The sequence below is a fragment of the Pseudomonas sp. GNP013 genome, assembly GCF_054343995.1.
Window position 1 is genome coordinate 1,878,123 of record NZ_JBTGUT010000001.1, and the last position, 19,260, is coordinate 1,897,382.

Annotated in this window: 19 protein-coding genes; 8 read left to right on the forward strand and 11 right to left on the reverse strand. The window is 62.2% G+C overall.

Annotated elements, in window-relative coordinates; all coding sequences use genetic code 11:
• Positions 1 to 30: 30 nt before the first annotated feature.
• Entirely contained in the window at positions 31 to 957 is a 927-nt protein-coding gene (locus ACXX81_RS08505) for an alpha/beta hydrolase (RefSeq protein WP_231423349.1), read from the reverse strand.
• A gap of 172 nt (positions 958 to 1,129) precedes the next feature.
• On the opposite strand from ACXX81_RS08505, the gene ACXX81_RS08510 reads away from it, so the two are divergent.
• Positions 1,130 to 1,717, forward strand: coding sequence for an NUDIX domain-containing protein (locus ACXX81_RS08510; RefSeq protein ID WP_209982561.1), 588 nt, complete (start codon positions 1,130 to 1,132; stop codon positions 1,715 to 1,717).
• A gap of 156 nt (positions 1,718 to 1,873) precedes the next feature.
• Here ACXX81_RS08510 and ACXX81_RS08515 read toward each other — a convergent pair whose 3' ends face one another.
• Positions 1,874 to 2,746, reverse strand: coding sequence for an undecaprenyl-diphosphate phosphatase (locus ACXX81_RS08515; RefSeq protein ID WP_458571502.1), 873 nt, complete (start codon positions 2,744 to 2,746; stop codon positions 1,874 to 1,876).
• 177 nt (positions 2,747 to 2,923) lie between these two features.
• On the opposite strand from ACXX81_RS08515, the gene ACXX81_RS08520 reads away from it, so the two are divergent.
• Complete coding sequence (locus tag ACXX81_RS08520; RefSeq protein ID WP_231423352.1) at positions 2,924 to 3,427, forward strand: GNAT family N-acetyltransferase; 504 nt, start codon at positions 2,924 to 2,926, stop codon at positions 3,425 to 3,427.
• Here the strand turns inward: ACXX81_RS08520 and ACXX81_RS08525 are convergent.
• Complete coding sequence (locus ACXX81_RS08525) at positions 3,405 to 4,349, reverse strand: GlxA family transcriptional regulator (RefSeq protein ID WP_209982555.1); 945 nt, start codon at positions 4,347 to 4,349, stop codon at positions 3,405 to 3,407. The genes ACXX81_RS08520 and ACXX81_RS08525 overlap by 23 nt on opposite strands.
• A 171-nt stretch (positions 4,350 to 4,520) precedes the next feature.
• Between ACXX81_RS08525 and ACXX81_RS08530 the strand changes: the two genes are divergently transcribed.
• The 3 genes from ACXX81_RS08530 to ACXX81_RS08540 all read left to right on the forward strand — a co-directional run bounded on the left by ACXX81_RS08530 (position 4,521) and on the right by ACXX81_RS08540 (position 7,026).
• The gene (locus ACXX81_RS08530; RefSeq protein WP_209982552.1) at positions 4,521 to 5,150 is read left to right on the forward strand and encodes a TetR/AcrR family transcriptional regulator; all 630 of its coding nucleotides are present in this window, start codon (positions 4,521 to 4,523) and stop codon (positions 5,148 to 5,150) included.
• Positions 5,147 to 5,824, forward strand: a complete 678-nt coding sequence (locus ACXX81_RS08535; RefSeq protein WP_003239372.1) for a type 1 glutamine amidotransferase domain-containing protein — start codon at positions 5,147 to 5,149, stop codon at positions 5,822 to 5,824. Before ACXX81_RS08530 ends, ACXX81_RS08535 begins: the two co-directional genes overlap by 4 nt.
• A gap of 77 nt (positions 5,825 to 5,901) precedes the next feature.
• On the forward strand, positions 5,902 to 7,026 hold the full coding sequence (locus tag ACXX81_RS08540; RefSeq protein WP_458571503.1) for an alkene reductase: 1,125 nt from the start codon (positions 5,902 to 5,904) through the stop codon (positions 7,024 to 7,026).
• Positions 7,027 to 7,348: 322 nt separating this feature from the next.
• Here the strand turns inward: ACXX81_RS08540 and ACXX81_RS08545 are convergent, their stop codons facing one another.
• The 6 genes from ACXX81_RS08545 to ACXX81_RS08570 all read right to left on the reverse strand — a co-directional run bounded on the left by ACXX81_RS08545 (position 7,349) and on the right by ACXX81_RS08570 (position 13,108).
• A complete protein-coding gene (locus ACXX81_RS08545; RefSeq protein ID WP_458571504.1) occupies positions 7,349 to 8,347 on the reverse strand; it encodes an NAD(P)H-quinone oxidoreductase in 999 nt (332 codons plus the stop codon).
• A 163-nt stretch (positions 8,348 to 8,510) separates the two neighbouring features.
• Positions 8,511 to 9,329 (reverse strand): alpha/beta fold hydrolase, encoded by an 819-nt coding sequence (locus tag ACXX81_RS08550; protein WP_209982546.1) that lies wholly within the window; start codon positions 9,327 to 9,329, stop codon positions 8,511 to 8,513.
• A 104-nt stretch (positions 9,330 to 9,433) separates the two neighbouring features.
• Complete coding sequence (gene pcsA / locus ACXX81_RS08555; RefSeq protein ID WP_003239175.1) at positions 9,434 to 10,150, reverse strand: phosphatidylcholine synthase; 717 nt, start codon at positions 10,148 to 10,150, stop codon at positions 9,434 to 9,436.
• Positions 10,151 to 10,300: 150 nt separating this feature from the next.
• Positions 10,301 to 11,221 (reverse strand): class I SAM-dependent methyltransferase, encoded by a 921-nt coding sequence (locus ACXX81_RS08560; protein WP_209982544.1) that lies wholly within the window; start codon positions 11,219 to 11,221, stop codon positions 10,301 to 10,303.
• 63 nt (positions 11,222 to 11,284) lie between these two features.
• On the reverse strand, positions 11,285 to 11,773 hold the full coding sequence (locus ACXX81_RS08565; RefSeq protein WP_231423359.1) for a DUF1289 domain-containing protein: 489 nt from the start codon (positions 11,771 to 11,773) through the stop codon (positions 11,285 to 11,287).
• 84 nt (positions 11,774 to 11,857) lie between these two features.
• Positions 11,858 to 13,108 carry a ribonucleotide-diphosphate reductase subunit beta gene (locus tag ACXX81_RS08570; protein ID WP_458571505.1) on the reverse strand — a complete coding sequence of 417 codons (1,251 nt, stop codon included), beginning with the start codon at positions 13,106 to 13,108 and terminating at the stop codon, positions 11,858 to 11,860.
• 417 nt (positions 13,109 to 13,525) lie between these two features.
• Between ACXX81_RS08570 and ACXX81_RS08575 the strand changes: the two genes are divergently transcribed.
• Together ACXX81_RS08575 and ACXX81_RS08580 are read left to right on the forward strand one after the other, a co-directional pair.
• Positions 13,526 to 15,622 (forward strand): putative bifunctional diguanylate cyclase/phosphodiesterase, encoded by a 2,097-nt coding sequence (locus tag ACXX81_RS08575; protein WP_458571506.1) that lies wholly within the window; start codon positions 13,526 to 13,528, stop codon positions 15,620 to 15,622.
• 54 nt (positions 15,623 to 15,676) lie between these two features.
• A complete protein-coding gene (locus ACXX81_RS08580; RefSeq protein ID WP_209982536.1) occupies positions 15,677 to 16,423 on the forward strand; it encodes an SDR family oxidoreductase in 747 nt (248 codons plus the stop codon).
• Here ACXX81_RS08580 and mapR read toward each other — a convergent pair.
• Positions 16,420 to 17,829, reverse strand: coding sequence for a GntR family transcriptional regulator MpaR (gene mapR / locus ACXX81_RS08585; protein WP_458571507.1), 1,410 nt, complete (start codon positions 17,827 to 17,829; stop codon positions 16,420 to 16,422). The genes ACXX81_RS08580 and mapR overlap by 4 nt on opposite strands.
• A 135-nt stretch (positions 17,830 to 17,964) precedes the next feature.
• On the opposite strand from mapR, the gene ACXX81_RS08590 reads away from it, so the two are divergent.
• Positions 17,965 to 18,459 (forward strand): MgtC/SapB family protein, encoded by a 495-nt coding sequence (locus ACXX81_RS08590; protein WP_209982532.1) that lies wholly within the window; start codon positions 17,965 to 17,967, stop codon positions 18,457 to 18,459.
• A 31-nt stretch (positions 18,460 to 18,490) separates the two neighbouring features.
• On the opposite strand, the gene ACXX81_RS08595 is transcribed toward ACXX81_RS08590, so the two are convergent.
• Positions 18,491 to 19,123, reverse strand: coding sequence for a hypothetical protein (locus ACXX81_RS08595; RefSeq protein ID WP_231423367.1), 633 nt, complete (start codon positions 19,121 to 19,123; stop codon positions 18,491 to 18,493).
• Positions 19,124 to 19,260: the final 137 nt, after the last annotated feature.

Here is a 19,260-nt window from a genome sequence, read left to right on the forward strand (position 1 = left end):
CAAGCGCGAAGCCAGTGCCGAAAAGCGCAATCAGGAGTCGCCGCCGCGCCCTGTGGACGGTGTGACCACCTGTGCCGGCATCTCGGTTCGCATCAAGGTATCCAATGCCTCGCGATAATTGCGCCCGGCCAGGCTCAGGCTGTTGTTGTGGCTGGCGCCGGGTACCAGCAACAGCCGCTTGGGCTCGCGCGCGGCGTCAAACAGTTGCTCGCTGAAACGCGGCGGTACATAGCGGTCATCCAGGCCGTGCACCACCAGTAGCGGCATATGAATGTCGGCAATCTTGTCGATCGAATCGAATTTCTGCGAGAGCAACCAGCGCACCGGCAGCGAGGTGTTGGCCACGGCCGTGGCAACATCCGCCAGCGAGGTAAAGGTGGATTCGATCACCAGACCGCGCACGGGCAGAGGGGATTGTCTGCCCAGTTGCGCCGCCAGGTCGATGGCCACCGCGCCGCCCAGGGAATGCCCGTAGATCAGCCGCTTGCCAGGGTCCGGTTGCAGCACCTGGAAGCGCTCCCAGGCGATGCGCGCGTCTTCGTAGACGCTGGTTTCCGAGGGCAGGTCGCCGTGGCTCTGGCCGAAGCCGCGGTAGTCGATGGCCAGCACCGAGTAACCCAGGGCGTGCAACTGTTCGATGCGAAACAGCTGGCCGGTCAGGTTCCAGCGCACGCCGTGCAGGTAAAGGATCGAGGGTGCGTCCTGACGGTCTGCCGGATACCACCAGCCATGGATATTCTGTCCCGCCTTGAAACTGGCAGGCTTGAGCTCGAATTCCTGCACGGTTTTGGGTAAACCGCTGTACCAGCCGGCGGTGCCCGGTTCGATGCGGAACACCAACTCGCGCTCCTTGTGTTGCAGCACGGCGCACCCCACCGGCAGGCCGACGATCAGCAGAGTCATGCACAGCAGCGCAAACCAGCGCAGGCCCAGGCGGGACAATAAACGTGAAGGCATGAACATTCCTGAAATCAGATGAAGCACGGGTTTTACCAGATGGCCTGCAACGGCAGGGATTAATGCGACAGCCGTAGCGACCGGTTGCTTGCAAGGTGTTGCAAGCTGCTTCAACTTGACGCTGGCAAGACAGCCGCGACATGCTCCACCTCCCACGCACTAAGGCCCGACCATGGACAACAGCCCCGTACGGATCACTGCCGAAGAAACCCTCTCGGACAATTGGTATCTGCTGAAAAAATACACGTTCGACCTGCGCCGCCGGGACGGCAGCTGGCAAGCCCAGACCCGTGAGGTGTACGACCGCGGCAACGGCGCGACCATCCTGCTGTACAACCGCGAGCAGCGCAGCGTGCTGCTGGTGCGCCAGTTTCGCATGCCCACCTTCGTCAATGATTACCCAGGTTTTCTGATAGAAGCTGCCGCCGGTTTGCTGGACAACGCCAGCCCCGAAGAACGCATCCGCCTGGAAGCCGAAGAGGAGACCGGCTACCGCGTCGGCCATGTGGAGAAAATCTACGCGGCGTTCATGAGCCCGGGTTCGGTCACCGAGCGCATTCACTTTTTCCTTGGCGAATATCAGCCGGCCGATCAAGTCGGCGCGGGCGGCGGCCTGGAAGAAGAGGGCGAAGACATCGAGGTGCTGGAGCTGGGCTTCGAGCAGGCGCTGGCGATGGTGCACAGTGGCGAGATTGTCGATGGCAAGACCATCATGCTGTTGCAGCATCTGGAGCTGCGCATGTTGAAGGAGGGTTGGTAATCCAACACCCGAATGTGGGAGCAAGCTCCCACACCGTCCGCTAGGGCTTCAGTATTCAGCGTTGCCTGCCAGTAGTGATCGAGAGCCAGCTACTTGAGGCTGGCGGACTGAGCGTTGAATGTCGCAGGCTTTAAAGGTTTTTCAGTGCAAGGCGACTCAGCTCAACAGGCCGGTACTGACCGCCACAATTAAAAACACGCCCAGCAGCGCCCGGTAGACCACAAATGGCCAGGTTGAAAAGCGCTCCAGAAACTTCATCAGCCCCCAGATCGCAAAAAATGCCGAAATGCTCGCCACCACCAGCCCGAACAGCAGGTGCGGCCAGGCGTGCGCGGGCAGGTCGGCGTGCAGCAACACCCACAGCTCTTTCAACCCGGCCAGGGCGATGGCGGGCAGGCCCAGCAGGAAGGAGAAACGTGCGGCTTCCTCGCGCTTGAAGTTGAGAAACAGCGCCGCCGTCAGCGTGGAGCCCGAGCGCGATACCCCGGGAATCAGCGCGCCAATCTGTGCAACCCCTACAATCAGCGCATCACGCAGGCGCATCTGGCTGACGTCACGGGTATGCCGGGCGCGCAGCTCGGCCACCGCCATCAATACCGCCATCACCACGCAGGAAAAACCGATCACCATCAGCCCGCGCAACGGCGAGTTGCACGCATTCAGGGTCGAAGACAGCACCAGCCCGGCAATGCAGATCGGGATGGTCGCCAGCACAATCGCCACCGCCAGCTTGAACCAGCGGTCGTTGTAGTTGCCCCGGCGCACCGCGTCGATGCTGCCGGTGGTGACTTGGCGCACGTCGCGCCAGAAGTAACTGACCACGGCCGCCAGCGCCGCCAATTGCATGGCCGCCGAAAACGCCGAGCCCGGATCCTGCCAGCCGAGCAGGGCGGGGACCACGCGCATGTGGGCGGTGGACGACACCGGCAGCAGTTCGGTGATGCCCTGAATCACGCCCAAAAAGAAAATCTGCAGGTAATCCAGGGAGGCAAAGCCGACATCCAGGCCGGCGGTACAAACGTTGGTCACGAGGCATGTCCTTGAGAAGCGCGGGAATCGGCGAAGTTTATTCCAAATGTTTCAGGATGGTGGCCGGCGCCCTCGCTATCTGCATTCCGTTCAGCCAACAGAAAGGATTCACTCGGCATTGGCTTGATGCGAGGTTTTGTGAACAATGGCGCCCTGCGTTATTTCACTGAGAGCCCCATGCCTGAAACCACCGTCGAATTGATCCAGACCGGCCCCGAAGAAGCCGAGTTGATCCGCAATCTGTACCAGTACTATGCCTACGAGTCCTCGGACTGGGAGCAGGAGGATGTCGAAGCGGATGGCCGTTTCTATATCCATGACGAACACCTGTCCCGCTACTGGCAAGACCCGCAATGGAGCGCCAACCTGCTGCTGGTGGATGGCTGCATTGCCGGTTTCATGCTGATAGAAGGCAGCGAGTTGGGCCTGGATGCCCTGGAGCTGGCCGACCTGTTCATCCTCAAGCGCTACCGCCGCAGGGGCATCGGCCGCGCCATCGCCACCCAGGTGCTGTGCAGCGGCGAGGCCAACTGGCTGGTGCGCTTTTATGACCAGGATGAAGTGTCACAGGCGTTCTGGCGCACGGTGCTCGATTACCTGCCGCGCCCGGTGCAGACCCTTGAGCTGGACGATGACCCGCACCTGGTGACTTACCTGATTACGCGGGCGGCGCTGCATTGAAGGCCTGCTGCATCGCTTGAGGCGGTTGCCCGAACGCCCGCAGAAACGCCTGGCGCATGCGCTCGCGGTCGCCGAATCCGGTTTCGCGGGCCACCACCTCAACCGGGTGCCGGCTGGTTTCCATCATCGCCCGCGCGGCTTCCACCCGCAGTGATTCGATGGCCTTGGCCGGCGTCTGCCCGGTTTCTTCGCGAAATACCCGGCTGAACTGGCGCGGGCTGAGCCGGGCGACCTCGGCCAGGGCGTCCACCGACAGGTCATGGGTGAGGTTCTCGCGGGCGTACGCCAGGGCCAGTTGCACGCGGTCGGACTTTGGGTCCAGCTCCAGCAGGGCCGACAACTGCGATTGCTCGCTGCCGCGGCGCTGGGCGATCACCAGCTTGCGCGCGATGCGCCGGGCGAGGTCGCTGCCCAGGTCGTTCTCCACCATGGCCAGGGCCAGGTCGACCCCGGCGCTCATGCCGGCGCCGGTCCATACCTGGCCGTCCACCACAAACAGCTTGTCTTCTTCCAGGCGGATGTGCGGATAGCGTTTGCGAAACGCTGGCGCGTGAATCCAGTGGGTGGTGGTGCGCTTGCCCTCCAGCAACCCGGCTTCGGCCAGCACGAAAATCCCCATGCACAGCGACGCCACCCGGCGTGACTGCGCGGACGCGGCCTTGACCAGCTCCAGCAGGTTCGCTTCCGGCAGGCGAAACTCCAGGTAGCCGCTGACGATCAACGTGTCATAACCCTCTGGCCGAAGGGGCGAGGTGTTTACCGAAAAGCCCTGGGACGTCATCACCGCGCCGCCGCTCTCCGACACCAGATGAAACGCATAGGCCGGCTCGCCGCGCAGCAGGTTCGCGCACTCGAACACCGAGCCCAGGCTGAGGCTCAAGGACTGGAAGTTCGGGTAAACCATCAGCGCAACGCTGTGCATCGTTATTCTCCAAGGGGCGCGGGGAGTGAATTGTCGGCGGGCGCCGGGTAAACGGCAACCGACTTCGACCCATGTCCGAAATCCTTGCGGATCTGACATTGTGAGGTTCTGCCACGCTGCCTACCATGGCTTCACGAACTAGACGACTGGTCTAATCGGAGGGAGGCAAGCATGAGCAACGACAGCAGAAGTGCCCGGCAAGTGATTCTCGACAGCGCGCAGCCGCTGATCGGCGCCAGGGGATTTTCTGCGGTGGGCCTGAACGAAATACTGCAGGCCGCTGCGGTGCCCAAAGGTTCGTTTTATCACTACTTCAACTCCAAGGACGCATTCGGTGTGGTGTTGCTCGACACCTACTTCGACAACTACGTGCACGGCATGCAGCAGTTGTTCAGCCAGCCCGACCTGTCCCGGCACAACATGTTGATGCGCTACTGGCAGGCCTGGATCGACAACCAGACCGGCTGCACCGATTCCGGCAAATGCCTGGCTGTCAAACTCGGTGCCGAGGTGTCAGACCTTTCAGAGCCGATGCGCCTGGCCCTGCAACGTGGCACTTCGCGCACCATCGAAGTACTCGCCGAGGGGATACGCGGCGGGGTCGAAGAGGGTTCGCTGACTATCGAGCAATCCCCCGAAGGCCTGGCCCGGCGCCTGTATGCGCTGTGGCTGGGAACCAGCGTCATGAGCAAGATCACCCGCAGCGCCGAGCCGTTTGCCGAAGCGCTGTCGCTGACCCAGCAGTTGTTGGGCAGCCCTGCACACCCTGACATCCACATCGATCGAGGCACTGGAAAATGAAAGTATTAATGGTACTCACCTCTCACGACCAGCTTGGCGACACCGGCCGCAAGACCGGCTTCTGGCTCGAAGAGTTTGCAGCCCCGTATTACGTGTTCAAGGACGCCGGCGTTGAGGTCGTGCTGGCATCTCCGGCCGGTGGCCAGCCGCCACTGGACCCGGTCAGTGATCAACCGGACGCCCAGACCGAGCAGACCCGCCGCTTCGCCGCCGACCCTGCCGCGCAACAGGCGCTGGCCAACACCGTGAAGCTGGACACACTCAACGCGGACCATTTCGACACCGTGTTCTACCCAGGTGGCCACGGACCGCTGTGGGACCTGGCCGAGTCGCCCACCTCGATTGCGCTGATCGAAGCGTTCGAGCGTGCCGGCAAGCCTATCGGTTTCGTCTGCCATGCGCCGGGTGCTCTGCGTCACGTCAAGGCGGTCAATGGCGAGCCGTTGATCAAGGGTCGCCGCGTGACCGGCTTCTCCAACTCCGAAGAAGCGGCGGTGCAATTGACCGACGTGGTGCCGTTCCTGGTCGAGGACGAGTTCAAGAAGCTGGGCGGCAAGTATGAGAAGGGCGCTGACTGGCAGTCCTTCGTGATTGTCGACGGCCTCCTGGTTACCGGGCAGAACCCCGGCAGTTCGAGCGAAGTGGCCCAGGCCCTGCTCAACCTCACCGCTTAATTCAATTAACCGTTTTATCGCTGGCGACTCGCACGAGTCGCCAACGTTTTCGTTCGTCCCGAATTTGGAATATCGCAATGACTGCCAACGTTTTAAGCACCCCGGTAAAGCTGGGCCATCATCTCTTGAACAACCGCGTGGTATTACCGCCGCTGACCCGCCAGCGCAGTGCCCAGCCGGGTGATATCGCCACTGACTTGATGGCCGAGTATTACCGTCAGCGCGCCACCGCCGGTTTCATGGTCAGCGAAGGCACGCAGATCGAACCCCGTGGCCAGGGTTATGCCTGGACGCCGGGCATCTACAGCCCTGCGCAAATCGAAGGATGGCGCAAGGTCACCAACGCCGTACACGCCGAGGGCGGGGTGATTTTTGCCCAGCTGTGGCACGTCGGCCGGGTGTCCCACAATGCCTTGCAGCCCGAGGGTGCGGCGCCGGTGGCGCCGTCGGCGATTCAGGCGCAGCAGGCCAAGGCGTTTATCGCCACCGGCCCGGGGACCGGCGACCTGGTGCAGCCACCGGTGCCGCGCGCGTTGAACCTGCTGGAGATCGACGAGTTGGTCGGACAGTACGCCCAGGCCGCCCGCAATGCGCTGGACGCGGGCTTCGATGGGGTGGAGATTCACTCGGCCAATGGTTACCTGGTCAACCAGTTCATCTCGGCACATTCCAACCAGCGCGATGACCAGTACGGCGGCTCGCTGGACAATCGCCTGCGGTTCCTGCGCGAGGTGGTCGAGGCGGTGAGCCAGGTGGTCGGGCCCGAGCGGCTGGGCGTGCGTTTTTCACCGCTGTTCAGCGGCACCGATCAGGACCGTGTCTACATCGGCCTGGTGGAAGAAGACCCGCACCACACCTATATCGAAGCGATCAAAGTGCTGGAGCAGTCGGGTATCGCTTACGTGTCCATTGCCGAAGCCGACTGGGACAACGCCCCCGACCTGCCCGACACCTTCCGCCAGGCCGTGCGCAGTGCGTTCAGCGGCCGCATCATCTACGCTGGCCGCTACACCGCCGAGCGTGGCGCGCGGTTGGTCGAAGCGGGGCTGGCGGACCTGATTGCATTCGGCCGGCCATTCATCGCCAACCCGGACCTGCCGCAGCGATTGTTCAACGATTGGCCGTTGAACCCGTTGCGTGCTGAAGGGATGTATGGCGGTTCTGAATTGGGCTATGTGGATTACCCGACGTACGCCGAGTAGCACAACTCACTGTGCTGTGATCCATCCCAGATAATCACACGCCCCTGTGGCGAGCGGGCTCCTGTGTCGAGCGGGCTCCTGTGGCGAGCGGGCTCCTGTGGCGAGCGGGCTTGCCCCGCGTTGGGGTGCGAAGCGCCCCCAATCAAGCAAAACGCGGTGTACCTGATACGGCTCAGCGCCTGGTTTTGGTGCTGCTGCGCCCCCCAACGCAGGACAAGCCTGCTCGCCACAGGGAATCTGCGCTTAACTGAACGGCATGCCACAGGAGCCCGCTCTCCACTGAGCCCGCTCCCACAGAGGCAGCGGGATTTCCTTACTGGTTTTAAATCACTCGCAGCACGATCTTGCCGATGTGGTCGCCACCTTCCATGCGGGCATGGGCCTGGTCGGCCTGGGTGTAGTCGAACACCTGGTCGATGATCGGCAGGCAGCGTCCTTGCGCCAGCACCGGCCACACGTATTCGCGCAGCTGGTCGGCAATCGCGGCCTTTTCATCGGCGGTGCGTGCCCGCAGCAGCGAGCCGGTGATCACTGCGCGCTTGCTGAGGATGGTCAGCAGGTCGACGTCGTTGGCCTTGCCGCCGCCGAGGAAGCCCAGCATCACCAGGTGGCCGTCCATGCCCAGGGCCTTGAGGTTATTGTTGAGGTAGGAGGCGCCCATGATGTCGAGAATCACGTCCACGCCCTGATTATCGGTTTTCTTGGCGATCACGTCGGCGAAGTCCTGCTCGCGGTAATTGATCGGTTCGGCGCCCAGTTTGGCGATGGCCGCGCACTTGTCGGCACTGCCGGCGGTGGCGAAGGCCTGGATGCCGAACTCGCGGCACAGCATCAGCGCGGTAGTGCCGATGCCGCTGGTGCCGCCATGGATCAGCACGCGTTCGCCGGTGTGGGCATTGCCCAGGCCGAACAGGTTGGCCCAGACGGTAAAGAAGGTTTCCGGGACGGCTGCGGCCTGAATCCAGTCCATGCCCTCGGGGATCGGCAACGCCTGGCCAGCCGGCACCGTGCAGAACTGTGCGTAACCGCCGCCGTTGGTCAGGGCGCATACCCGGTCGCCCACGCTGTATTGGGTGACACCGTCGCCCAGCGCCACCACTTCACCGGCCACTTCCAGGCCCGGGATCGGGCTCATGCCGGGTTTCATCGGGTATTTGCCGGCGCGTTGCAAGGCGTCGGGGCGGTTGACGCCGGCGGCGTGCACGCGAATCAGGAGGTCACCCGGGCCTGGGGTCGGCACGGCTTCCTGGCGTGGCTTGAGCACGTCAGGTCCGCCGAATTCGGTGATTTCAATCAGGGTCATGGTGTGGGGCAGTGTCATGGAGGGATACCTGTTGCAGTGAGCGTGTGTACTGGGACCGCAGCCTGCGGCGGTTGATTCCAACCATTGTCCAGCAACGGGCAGTGCGCGTCAGCCAGGGATCCGCAGGCCACTGTGGGAGAGAGGCTCCCACAGTGGCTGTGCGTTGCGTGCAAACGGTTGATCAGCGCTGCAGAAACGCCAACAGGTCTTCATTGAGCTGCTGGGTATGGGTCGCGGCAAACCCGTGGGGGGCGTCCTTGTACACCTTCAATTCAGCACCCTTGATCATCTGCGCCGCCACTTTGCCGGTGGTTTCGAACGGCACGATCTGGTCGCCGTCGCCATGGATCACCAGGGTCGGCACCTCGATTGTCGCCATGTCCGGGCGGAAGTCGGTTTGCGCGAACGCAGTGACGCAGTCGACGGTGGACTTGAGCGACGCCAGCAGGGCGATCTGCAGGGTTTGCGCCAGCACGCCCTGGGAAACCTGCTGGCCCTTGTTGATCCCGAAGAATGCGCTGCTGAAGTCGCTGATAAATTGCGCACGGTCCTTCAGCAGGCCGGCCTTGATACCGTCGAACACCTCAGCCGGCACGCCTGTTGGATAGTCCGGCTGCTGGCCGAAGATCGGCGTCACCGCACCCAGCAGCACCAGGCCTGCGACCCGGGCGTTGCCATGGCGCGCGATGTAGCGCGCCACGTCGCCGCCACCCATGGAGAAGCCGACCAGGGTCACGTCCGCAAGGTCCAGGTGCTCGATCAGTTGGGCGATATCGTCGGCGAAGGTGTCGTAGTCATTGCCGGTCCAGGGCTGGTCGGAGCGCCCGAAGCCGCGACGGTCAAAGGCAATCGTGCGGTAGCCACGGCTGCTCAGGTACTCCATCTGGTATTCCCACATGTCGGCATCCAGTGGCCAGCCGTGGCTGAACAACACGGGCTTGCCGCTGCCCCAGTCCTTGAAGTAGATCCGGGTGCCGTCTTTGGCAACGAATGCGCTCATCTGAAACTCCCTTGTGCATTAAAGCCAGAGTGAAAAACTGCATCACTATTGCGTTAAATCCGGCACCGGGCTTGTACGGGCGTGCTTCGTTGCGCAATAACGGCTCAACGCCGCGCTTCGAGCCACTCAAGCCCGGTGCGCCACACGCAGATCCCGAGAAAGTACGCCGACATCAGCGACCACAGCCCGAACGTCCACGGGTTGGTGTTGGGGTGGTCCACGACCATCAGGAAACTGCACAGCAGCCAGATAGTGGTGACCGCAATGTTGATCGGCATGAAGCGCTTCACGCGGAACGGGTGCAGGAACTTCATCGGGGTGACGGTCAGCAGGGCCAGGCCGATCACGGTGGTCAGGGTCACCCAGGCGTCCGGCTGGATGATGTAGACGCACAACGCGACCACGTTCCAGGCGGCCGGGAAGCCGACGAAGTAGTTGTCCTTGCTCTTCATGTTGACGTTGCAGAAGCAGAACAGCGACGACACCAGGATCACCGACACGGTGAACAGGTGGGTAAATTCCGGCAGGTCGATGTAGCGATAGATAAACAGCGCGGGAATGAACACGTAGGTGAGGTAGTCGATGACCAGGTCCAGCACCGAGCCGTCAAAGCTGGGCAATACCGTGCTGACGTTGAGTTTGCGCGCCAGAGAGCCGTCGACGCCGTCCACCACCAGCGCCAGACCCAGCCACAGCAGGCAGGCCTTGGGCGAGTTTTCCAGGAGCGCCAGGGTGGCCAGGAAGGCCAGGACCACGCCGGTGGCGGTAAAGCCATGGGCGCCCCAGGCTTTGAGTCTGGCTACATGCAGGGTCGAGATCACGGGCGTTTCTCCAAAAGGTGTAACAGGGCAGCCGACAACGTGACGCCGTCGAGTCTGGCCGGGGGAATGCAGGTATCGACCGGGAATGGGGGGATAAGGTTCACCACCCCGATCTACCGCTTAGGTTAGCAAGCGTAGGACGTTTCGGCATCAGCCTTGGCGAAACACCAGGGCCTTCAACCCGCTCTGTGGGTCGATATCGGGGAATTCCGGCGGGTTTTCCAGGCGTTCTACAAAGCGCAGGCCCGGTGCTTCGCGGGTGACGCCGTCGATCAGGAAGTCTTCGCCAAACGCTGGATCGTTCATGCAGGCCAGCACCGTACCCTGCGCCGTGAGCAAATCCGGCAGGCGGCGCAGCACGCGCTGGTAGTCCTTGGTCAGCAGGAAGCTGCCTTTCTGGAAGGACGGCGGGTCGATGATCACCAGGTCGTACGGGCCGCTGTGAGTGACCTTGGCCCAGGATTTGAACAGGTCGTGGCCCAGAAAGGTGACCTTGCCCAAGTCGTGACCGTTCAGGCGATGGTTGTCGCGACCTCGGCTCAGGGCGCCACGGGCCATGTCCAGGTTGACCACATGGGCCGCGCCGCCTTCGATAGCCGCCACCGAAAACCCGCAGGTGTAGGCAAACAGGTTGAGCACCCGTTGATCCCGGGCCTGTTCGCGCACCCAGTTGCGCCCATAGCGCATGTCGAGGAACAGGCCGCTGTTCTGCTTTTTACCGAGGTCGATCAGGTAGCGCAGGCCGCCTTCGGTGATGGTCAACTCGTCGATGGGCTCGCCCACCAGCCACTCGGTGGTGCTTTGCGGCAGGTAGCGGTGTTGCAGGGCGACGGCGCGCACACCCAGGGTTGCCCAGTCGATCTGCAACAGTTGCTGTTTCAAGGCGTCCAGCTGCTCGGTCTGCTTGAACAGCGCCACCAGCACCACGCCTTGCAGCCAGTCCACCGTCAACTGCTCAAGCCCCGGCCAGCAGCGGCCACGGCCGTGGAACAGGCGCCGGGTTTCAGCGGGCGCGTCGGCCAGGGCGGTCAGCAAATGGGCGTGCAGGGTGGCGAGTGCGTCTGGGGTCATCGGTGAGCGTCGGTGTTTGAGCGGGCCGCATTTTAAACACAATGACGAGGGGAGTGGGGCGGTTCAGGTGCTGGCGATCAGTGCCGGCCCGAATGCCTCCTGCAGAAACCCCGGCGCGATGTAGCGCTCGTAATGGGCCTCCGATAGCAGGAAAAACTCGCGGTCGATCGCATCGCGCAGCTCGCTGAGGCTGCGTTCGCGAAACTCCGGCAACAACGCCAGGCCATAGGCGTCCAAACGTGAAATCACCCGCGCGCCCCGGGCAATCAACTGATAGGCCCAGCAATACGGCGACTGGTGCGGCACATAGCGAATCTTGCGGTCTTCCAGCTGCTGGCGCAGGCGCTGGGGGTCGAACACTTCAAGCTTGCTGGTCATCACCTGCACCAGCAGTTGCTCAAGGCGCAGCCACACCGCCTGTTTTTCATCGGCGTTGTAGCCATTCCACTGGATGACTTCGTGGTGATAGCGCTTGCAGCCCCGGCACACCAGGTCACCGTAAACGGTGGAACACAGGCCTACGCAGGGGGTTTTGATGGTTTGATTGGGCATAAAAGGGTGTACACACGTTTAAAGAACACAGGCTCATGTGGGAGGGAGCATACCCCTCCCACATTTTTCCGGCGCTATGTTGATTCAGTCCCAGCTCAGCGCGCCGCCGGTCTGGTACTCGATCACGCGGGTTTCGAAGAAGTTTTTCTCTTTCTTCAAATCCATAATCTCGCTCATCCACGGGAACGGGTTGGTCGTGCCTGGGTACTCTTCCTTCAACCCAATCTGCGACAACCGACGATTAGCAATAAACTTCAGGTAATCCTCCATCATCGCCGCATTCATCCCCAGCACCCCACGCGGCATGGTATCCCGCGCGTATTCAATCTCCAGTTGCGTCCCCTGCAGAATCATCTGGGTCGCTTCTTCCTTCATCTCGGCATCCCACAGGTGCGGGTTTTCGATTTTGATCTGGTTGATCACGTCGATACCGAAGTTCAGGTGCATCGACTCATCGCGCAGGATGTACTGGAACTGCTCGGCCACGCCGGTCATTTTGTTGCGGCGGCCCATGGAGAGGATCTGGGTGAAGCCGCAGTAGAAGAAGATGCCTTCCAATACGCAGTAGTAGGCGACCAGGTTGCGCAGCAGCTCTTTGTCGGTGTCGACGGTGCCGGTTTCGAACTTCGGATCGGAGATCGAGCGGGTGTACTTGAGACCCCAGGCTGCTTTTTTAGCGACCGATGGAATCTCGTGGTACATGTTGAAGATCTCGCCTTCATCCATGGCCAGGGATTCGATGCAGTATTGGTAGGCGTGGGTGTGGATCGCTTCTTCGAAGGCCTGGCGCAGGATGTACTGGCGGCATTCCGGGTTGGTGATCAGGCGGTACACGGCCAGCACCAGGTTGTTGGCGACCAGCGAGTCGGCGGTGGAGAAGAAGCCGAGGTTGCGCATGACGATGCGGCGTTCGTCGTCGGTAAGGCCTTCGGGGTTTTTCCACAGGGCGATGTCGGCGGTCATGTTGACCTCTTGCGGCATCCAGTGGTTGGCGCAGCCGTCGAGGTACTTTTGCCAGGCCCAGTCGTATTTGAAAGGCACGAGCTGGTTGAGGTCGGCGCGGCAGTTGATCATGCGCTTTTCGTCGACGGCGACGCGGGCAGCGGAGCCTTCGAGTTCGGCGAGGCCTTCGGCGACGTCGAGTTTGTCCAGCGCTGCCTTGGCGCGGATGATCGCCGCCGAGTCGTTGGCGGTCACGTTGCGCGCTTCAAGGGCGGCTGCGGCGCCGGCACCGTCGAGACGGTCCATGTTGGCTTCACTGGCATGGCCGGCGTTGGCGCCCCTGATGACGGCTTCGCCAGTGTCCTCGTTGTCGACTTCATCCCAACTCAGCATTGAAATATTCCTTCCTGATCGCTTGAAATACTGCACAGAGTGTGGTCGAGAAATACCGATGCTGCACACTATGTAGTGGTCTGGCCTGTTAGTGGGCACACTATATGGTGTGTAACACGGCTGGTCAATGAGCTGCGCGGATTGGGAAATGTGGCAGCGGGCTTGCTCGTGAATGCGCGGTCCCAGTCACTTTGTCTGTGACTGATCCACCGCTTTCGCGAGCAAGCCCGCTCCAACAGTGGGTTTTGCGTGGATCAGATGGAGCCGGCTGTGCTTCGCAAAAGCCGCGCAATTGACGTCAAAAAACCGATAGTGGCGATTTGATAATTAATCGCCTGTTCAAGAATTATTCTCGCTACAATCCGCCGCTTTGCCACTTGGTACGGTCGTGTCAAACCAGTGCCCGCGAGAAGTCCCATGCTGATCGGTAGTTATTCACCCGCCCTTATCGCCATTTCCCTGTGTGTTGCCATCCTTGCGTCCTACACCGCCCTTGACCTCACGGGGCGGATTGCCACGGCCAGGGGCAGCGCCATTTATCTGTGGATTGCCGGCGGTGCGTTGGCAATGGGGGTGGGCGTATGGTCGATGCATTTTATCGGAATGCTGGCCCTGCGCCTGCCGTTTGCTCTGGGCTTCGATGTGGGCATTACCGCGCTGTCGCTGTTGATCGCCGTGCTGTCCAGCGGCTTTGCGTTATGGCTGGTCAGCCAGCCGCGTCTGCCCGTCTGGCAATTGGCATTCGGCGCGCTGATTATGGGCGCCGGTATTGCCAGCATGCACTACACCGGCATGGCTGCCATGCGCATGACGCCCGGTATCGATTACGACCCCACGCTGTTGGGTGCCTCGCTGCTGATCGCGGTGATAGCGTCCGGCGCGGCGTTGTGGATTGCGTTCAACCTGCGGCGCAATACCCCTTATGTGCGGCTGGCGCGAGGCGGTGCGGCCATGGTGATGGGCATCGCGATTGTCGGCATGCACTACACCGGCATGGCCGCGGCGCGGTTTGCCGACGACAGTTTCTGTGGCGCAGCCTTGACCGGCCTGAGCGGCAGGGGCCTGGACAATCTGGTGTTGGTCACGTCGCTGGCGGTGCTGCTCATTGCGCTGCTCACCTCGCTGCTGGACGCCCGTCTGCAGGCGCGTACCGCCGTGCTCGCCCATTCCCTGGCCCTGGCCAACCAGGAACTGACCCACCTGGCCCTGCATGACACGCTCACCGGGCTGCCCAACCGGACCTTGCTCGCCGACCGCATTGCGCAGGCGATGCAGGCGGTAAGGGAGCAGGGCGGTTGCTTTGCGCTGATGTTCATTGACCTGGACGGTTTCAAGCCGGTCAACGATGCCTTTGGCCATCACTTGGGCGACCTGCTGCTGCGCGACGTCGGCCAGCGCCTGCGCGAGGACCTGCGCAGCCAGGACACCCTGGCGCGTATCGGCGGCGATGAGTTCGTGCTGCTGGTGCAACTGACGCAGCCGGCCGACGCGTTGGGCCTGGCCGAGCGCCAGGTGGTGTTGATCAATCGCGCATTCCAGGTGGCCGAGCATGACCTGAAAATTTCCGCCAGCGTCGGCATCGCCCTGTTTCCGGGCAATGGCAACAGCCCTCAGGAACTGTTGATGAACGCCGACGCCGCCATGTATCACGCCAAGGGCCTGGGCAAGAACGGCTACAGCTTCTTTGAAGCCTCGATGAACACCAACGCGCGCAAGCAACTGCAACTGTTGCAGGACCTGCGCAACGCCCTGGAGCTCGAGCAATTTCAACTGTATTACCAGCCCAAGTTCGACGCGGTCAGTGGCATGCCGGTCGGCGCCGAGGCGCTGCTGCGTTGGGAGCACCCGCAACAGGGCCTGCTGCTGCCCGTCAGTTTTATCGAACTGGCGGAAAAGACCGGTCTGATCATCCCGATCGGCGAGTGGGTGCTCAATGAAGCCTGCCGCCAGATGCGCATGTGGTACGCCCAGGGCTATGAAGACTGGCGCATCGCGGTCAATCTGTCGGCGTTGCAGTTCGGTCATGCCGGGCTGGTCAAGAGCGTTGCCGCCGCGCTGGCACGTCACCAGTTGCCGGCCAACAGCCTGACCCTGGAAATCACCGAGACCACGGCCATGAGCGACGCCGATGCGAGCATGACAGTATTGCAGCAGCTCTCGGAGATGGGCGTCGACTTGTCCATCGACGATTTCGGCACCGGCTACTCGAGTCTCATGTACCTCAAGCGCCTGCCAGCCAACGAACTGAAGATCGACCGCGGTTTTGTACGCGACCTGGAGCACGACAGCGACGACGCCGCCATTGTGTCCGCCATCGTTGCACTGGGCCAGGCGTTGGGCCTGCGGATTGTCGCCGAAGGCGTGGAGACCGATGCGCAGCAGCATTTCCTCACGCGGCTGGGCTGCAACGCGCTGCAAGGCTACCTGCTCGGCCATCCGTTACCGGCGGCAGGCTTCATGGCCGATATCCAGCGCGCGCAAGCATTCCTCGAGCCTGACAAATACCGGGCGTGACGGTTACTCTTGGATCCAACCGCAAACATCAGGGTATTTCAGGAGATCGCTGGCATGGACAAAGTCGTCATCATTACCGGAGGCAGCCGCGGAATCGGCGCCGAGACGGCCTTGCTCGCCGCCCGCGAAGGCTATCGCATCTGCATCAATTACCAGTCTGACGAAACCGCCGCCCAGGCGGTGCTGGAACAGGTGCGCGCCCTGGGCGCCGAGGCGATTGCGGTGCGCGCCGATGTCAGTATCGAAGATGAAGTGATCGCGCTGTTCAGCCGGGTCGACGCCGAGCTGGGCCGTGTCACCGCGCTGGTGAACAACGCCGGCACCGTGGGGCACAAGTCGCGGGTGGAGGACATGTCCGAGTTCCGCATCCTCAAGGTCCTCAAGACCAACGTGTTGGGGCCGATCCTCTGCGCCAAACAGGCGCTGCTGCGCATGTCGCCACGCCATGGCGGGCAGGGCGGCAGTATCGTCAATGTGTCGTCGGTAGCGGCGCGTCTGGGGTCGCCCGGCGAGTATGTCGACTACGCCGCCTCCAAGGGCGCGCTCGACACCTTCACCCTGGGCCTGTCCCGGGAAGTGGCGGGCGAGGGTATCCGGGTCAACGCGGTGCGCCCCGGCTACATCTTCACCGACTTCCACGCCCTGAGCGGCGACCCGGACCGCGTCAGCAAGCTCGAGCCCGGCATTCCCATGGCCCGTGGCGGGCGGCCGGATGAAGTGGCCGAGGCGATTATCTGGTTGCTGTCGGACAAGGCTTCGTATGCCACCGGCACCTTTATCGACCTGGGCGGCGGCCGCTAGAGCGACTGCACAAGCCGCCCCAGGGTCTGCATCGCTGTCTCGGACGCCGCGGTCCAGGGGCTGCCGTAATTCAAGCGGATACAGTGGCGAAAGCGCCGGGTCGCCGAGAAGATCGGCCCAGGCGCCAGGCTGATGCCTTGGGCCAGGGCCCGTTGGAAGAGTTTCAGCGAGTCGGTCTGCTCCGGCAGTTCCAGCCACAGGAAATAGCCGCCGGTGGGCTGGCTGACGCGGGTCTGTGCCGGAAAGTGGCGGGCAATGGCGGCCAGCATGGCGTGTTGCTGTTCTTCCAGGGCATAGCGCAGTCTGCGCAGGTGGCGGTCATAACCGCCGTGTTGCAGGTAATCGGCGATGGCAGCCTGGGCCGGCATCGACGGGCACAATGAGGTCATCAGCTTGAGACGCTCGACCTTCTGCGCATAGCGCCCGGCCGCGACCCAGCCCACCCGATAACCCGGCGCCAGGCTCTTGGCAAACGAGCCGCAATGCATCACCAGCCCGTCGGTGTCGAAGGCCTTGGCCGGTTTCGGCGCGTGTTGCCCGTAATACAACTCGGCGTACACATCGTCTTCGATCAACGGCACCTGGTGGCTGCGCAGCAGTTCCACCAACGCCTGCTTTTTGGCCTGCGGCAAGGTGGCGCCCATGGGGTTCTGAAAGCTGGTCATGGTCCAGCAGGCCTTGATCGGGTAGCGCGCCAGGGCTTGGGCGAGGGCGTCCAGGTCGATGCCATCGCGCGGGTGCACGGGAATTTCCACGGCCTTGAGCTTCAGCCGCTCGAGTACTTGCAGGCAGGCGTAGAACGCTGGCGCTTCGATGGCAACCAGATCGCCCGGCTCGGTCACGGCCTGCAGGCACAGGTTGAGCGCTTCCAGGGCGCCGTTGGTGATCAGCAGTTCTTCCATCGGCACCACCAGCCCGCCGACGCTGTAGCGCAGCGCGATTTGCCGGCGCAGTTGCGGGTTGCCCGGCGACATGTCGTTGACCACCAGGCGCGGGTCCATTTCGCGAGCGGCGCGGGCCAGGGAACGGGCCAGGCGCGGCAACGGGAACAGCAGCGGGCTGGGAAAGGCTGAGCCGAACGGCACCGTATTGGGGTCTTTGATGGAGTCAAGCACCGAAAACACCAGCTCACTCACATCCACCTCGGTGGAGTCGCGCACCGGCTCGCTCGGCATCGGCTCGGCCAGCGGGCTGGGCGCATGGGTGTTGACGAAATAACCCGAGCGCGGCCGCGCGCGGATCAGGCCACGGCGCTCGAGCAGGTAATAAGCCTGGAACACCGTGGAGGGGCTGACGCCGTAGGTCTGGCTGGCGTAGCGCACGGAAGGCACACGCTGACCAGGCCCGAGCACGCCGGAGCGGATCAGTTCTGCAATGGCATCGGCAAATTTTTCGTAGCGTTTCATCGGGCCTTAAAACAGGTTCAGTGGGTAATCGGACCGGAAGGTAGCAGCAGGCTCGCCGATGTCCAGGCGTTCCAGGCAACTGACTGGCGGTCGCCGCTGTCCATCTTTTACCAACAATCACAAAGGAGCGCATCCATGGACGCATGGTGGCAAGAAGCGTGGCTGACCCTGCAGGCCGAATTCGCCGATATCGGCGATGCAAAACAGGTCACCCAGATGACCGTGCGGCTGTTGATGGCGGCCATTCTCGGCGGCATCCTCGGTTTTGAGCGCGAGAGCAAGGGCAAGGCGGCCGGGATACGCACGCACATGCTGGTGGCGCTGGGCGCGGCGCTGTTCGTGCTGGTGCCGCAGATGTCCGGTAACCAGGCCGATGCCATGAGCCGCGTGGTGCAGGGCGTGATCGCCGGCATCGGCTTTTTGGGCGCGGGCACCATCATCAAGGGCAAGGATGAGGACGCGGGCCACGTCAAAGGGCTGACCACCGCAGCAGGGCTTTGGATGACCGCCGCGATTGGCGTCGCGGCCGGCCTGGGCCGGGAATCCACAGCATTGTTGAGTACCTTGCTGGCCCTGGCGGTGTTCAGCGTGATGCCGCGGATCGTGCGCGCGTTCGAGAAGGACGAGTGACTACCGATTCGGGTCAACGGGTCCGGTTCTTTCACCTGACCGCATACCCTCGCGACAAATCCTGCGCGCGCTCTGTAAGGTGCGCATCCTGCAACGACTCGAGTATGTTTTTCACCAACTTGGCTATTTCACTGAGGTGCGTGCATTTGGACTGAAGGTCATGCATCCCATGCAGGATATGCGGGGCGATTTCATTATGGAAGAAACCGCGCGCCAAATCAGAGCCCTTCTCCCACGGGGCTTTAAGCATGCTGATCGTCAACTCGAACAGTTCTGCCTCCACGGCTTTGCGATAGTCCTCGACATGCTTCCACTCGACGGGGGTTGATACCTTATCGATCGAGCCGCTATTAAAACGGGTTTCGATATGGGCAAGCGCCTTGATGTGAGATTTCGCCTTGGGGCCGGTTGCCAGGCGCTTGATGTTGTCCGGGGTCAGCAATGCGTCGATTTTCTCGAAGTAATCCTTTGACTCTTTCGAATCCAGGTTACGCATCATGTGGTCAATGGTATTACGGTCCACACGGGCGCTTATATCCTCAAGGTGTCGCTCCAGGTAGAGCGCAGGCGTGGATACCTCGGGTTGCTTGAGCGGGTGGGGGCTGGTCGGGGCGGTGTGAGGTGCGTTGAACGCAAAGGCCGGCGGTGCGCTGATGGTCGTCATGCTGATTCCTCATAAACAGATTGGATTACGCCTTGCCTGATGCGTGACGTTCAGGCGAGCGAAAAATCAGTATGAGAACCCGCACGTTCGTTGCAGTTAGGACTAGAGCTTTTTATCGAGTGGGAAATTGCCACGAT

Coding starts and splice junctions, on each gene's coding strand:
- ACXX81_RS08565 (WP_231423359.1), bottom strand. CDS start 11,773: ATGCCCAATCAAACCATCAAAACCCCCTGCGTAGGCCTGTGTTCCACC.
- mapR (WP_458571507.1), bottom strand. CDS start 17,829: ATGAAACGCTACGAAAAATTTGCCGATGCCATTGCAGAACTGATCCGC.
- ACXX81_RS08535 (WP_003239372.1), top strand. CDS start 5,147: ATGAAAGTATTAATGGTACTCACCTCTCACGACCAGCTTGGCGACACC.
- ACXX81_RS08575 (WP_458571506.1), top strand. CDS start 13,526: ATGCTGATCGGTAGTTATTCACCCGCCCTTATCGCCATTTCCCTGTGT.
- ACXX81_RS08590 (WP_209982532.1), top strand. CDS start 17,965: ATGGACGCATGGTGGCAAGAAGCGTGGCTGACCCTGCAGGCCGAATTC.
- ACXX81_RS08505 (WP_231423349.1), bottom strand. CDS start 957: ATGCCTTCACGTTTATTGTCCCGCCTGGGCCTGCGCTGGTTTGCGCTG.
- ACXX81_RS08595 (WP_231423367.1), bottom strand. CDS start 19,123: ATGACGACCATCAGCGCACCGCCGGCCTTTGCGTTCAACGCACCTCAC.
- ACXX81_RS08580 (WP_209982536.1), top strand. CDS start 15,677: ATGGACAAAGTCGTCATCATTACCGGAGGCAGCCGCGGAATCGGCGCC.
- ACXX81_RS08550 (WP_209982546.1), bottom strand. CDS start 9,329: ATGAGCGCATTCGTTGCCAAAGACGGCACCCGGATCTACTTCAAGGAC.
- ACXX81_RS08520 (WP_231423352.1), top strand. CDS start 2,924: ATGCCTGAAACCACCGTCGAATTGATCCAGACCGGCCCCGAAGAAGCC.
- ACXX81_RS08560 (WP_209982544.1), bottom strand. CDS start 11,221: ATGACCCCAGACGCACTCGCCACCCTGCACGCCCATTTGCTGACCGCC.
- ACXX81_RS08525 (WP_209982555.1), bottom strand. CDS start 4,349: ATGCACAGCGTTGCGCTGATGGTTTACCCGAACTTCCAGTCCTTGAGC.
- ACXX81_RS08545 (WP_458571504.1), bottom strand. CDS start 8,347: ATGACACTGCCCCACACCATGACCCTGATTGAAATCACCGAATTCGGC.
- ACXX81_RS08510 (WP_209982561.1), top strand. CDS start 1,130: ATGGACAACAGCCCCGTACGGATCACTGCCGAAGAAACCCTCTCGGAC.
- ACXX81_RS08570 (WP_458571505.1), bottom strand. CDS start 13,108: ATGCTGAGTTGGGATGAAGTCGACAACGAGGACACTGGCGAAGCCGTC.
- ACXX81_RS08540 (WP_458571503.1), top strand. CDS start 5,902: ATGACTGCCAACGTTTTAAGCACCCCGGTAAAGCTGGGCCATCATCTC.
- ACXX81_RS08530 (WP_209982552.1), top strand. CDS start 4,521: ATGAGCAACGACAGCAGAAGTGCCCGGCAAGTGATTCTCGACAGCGCG.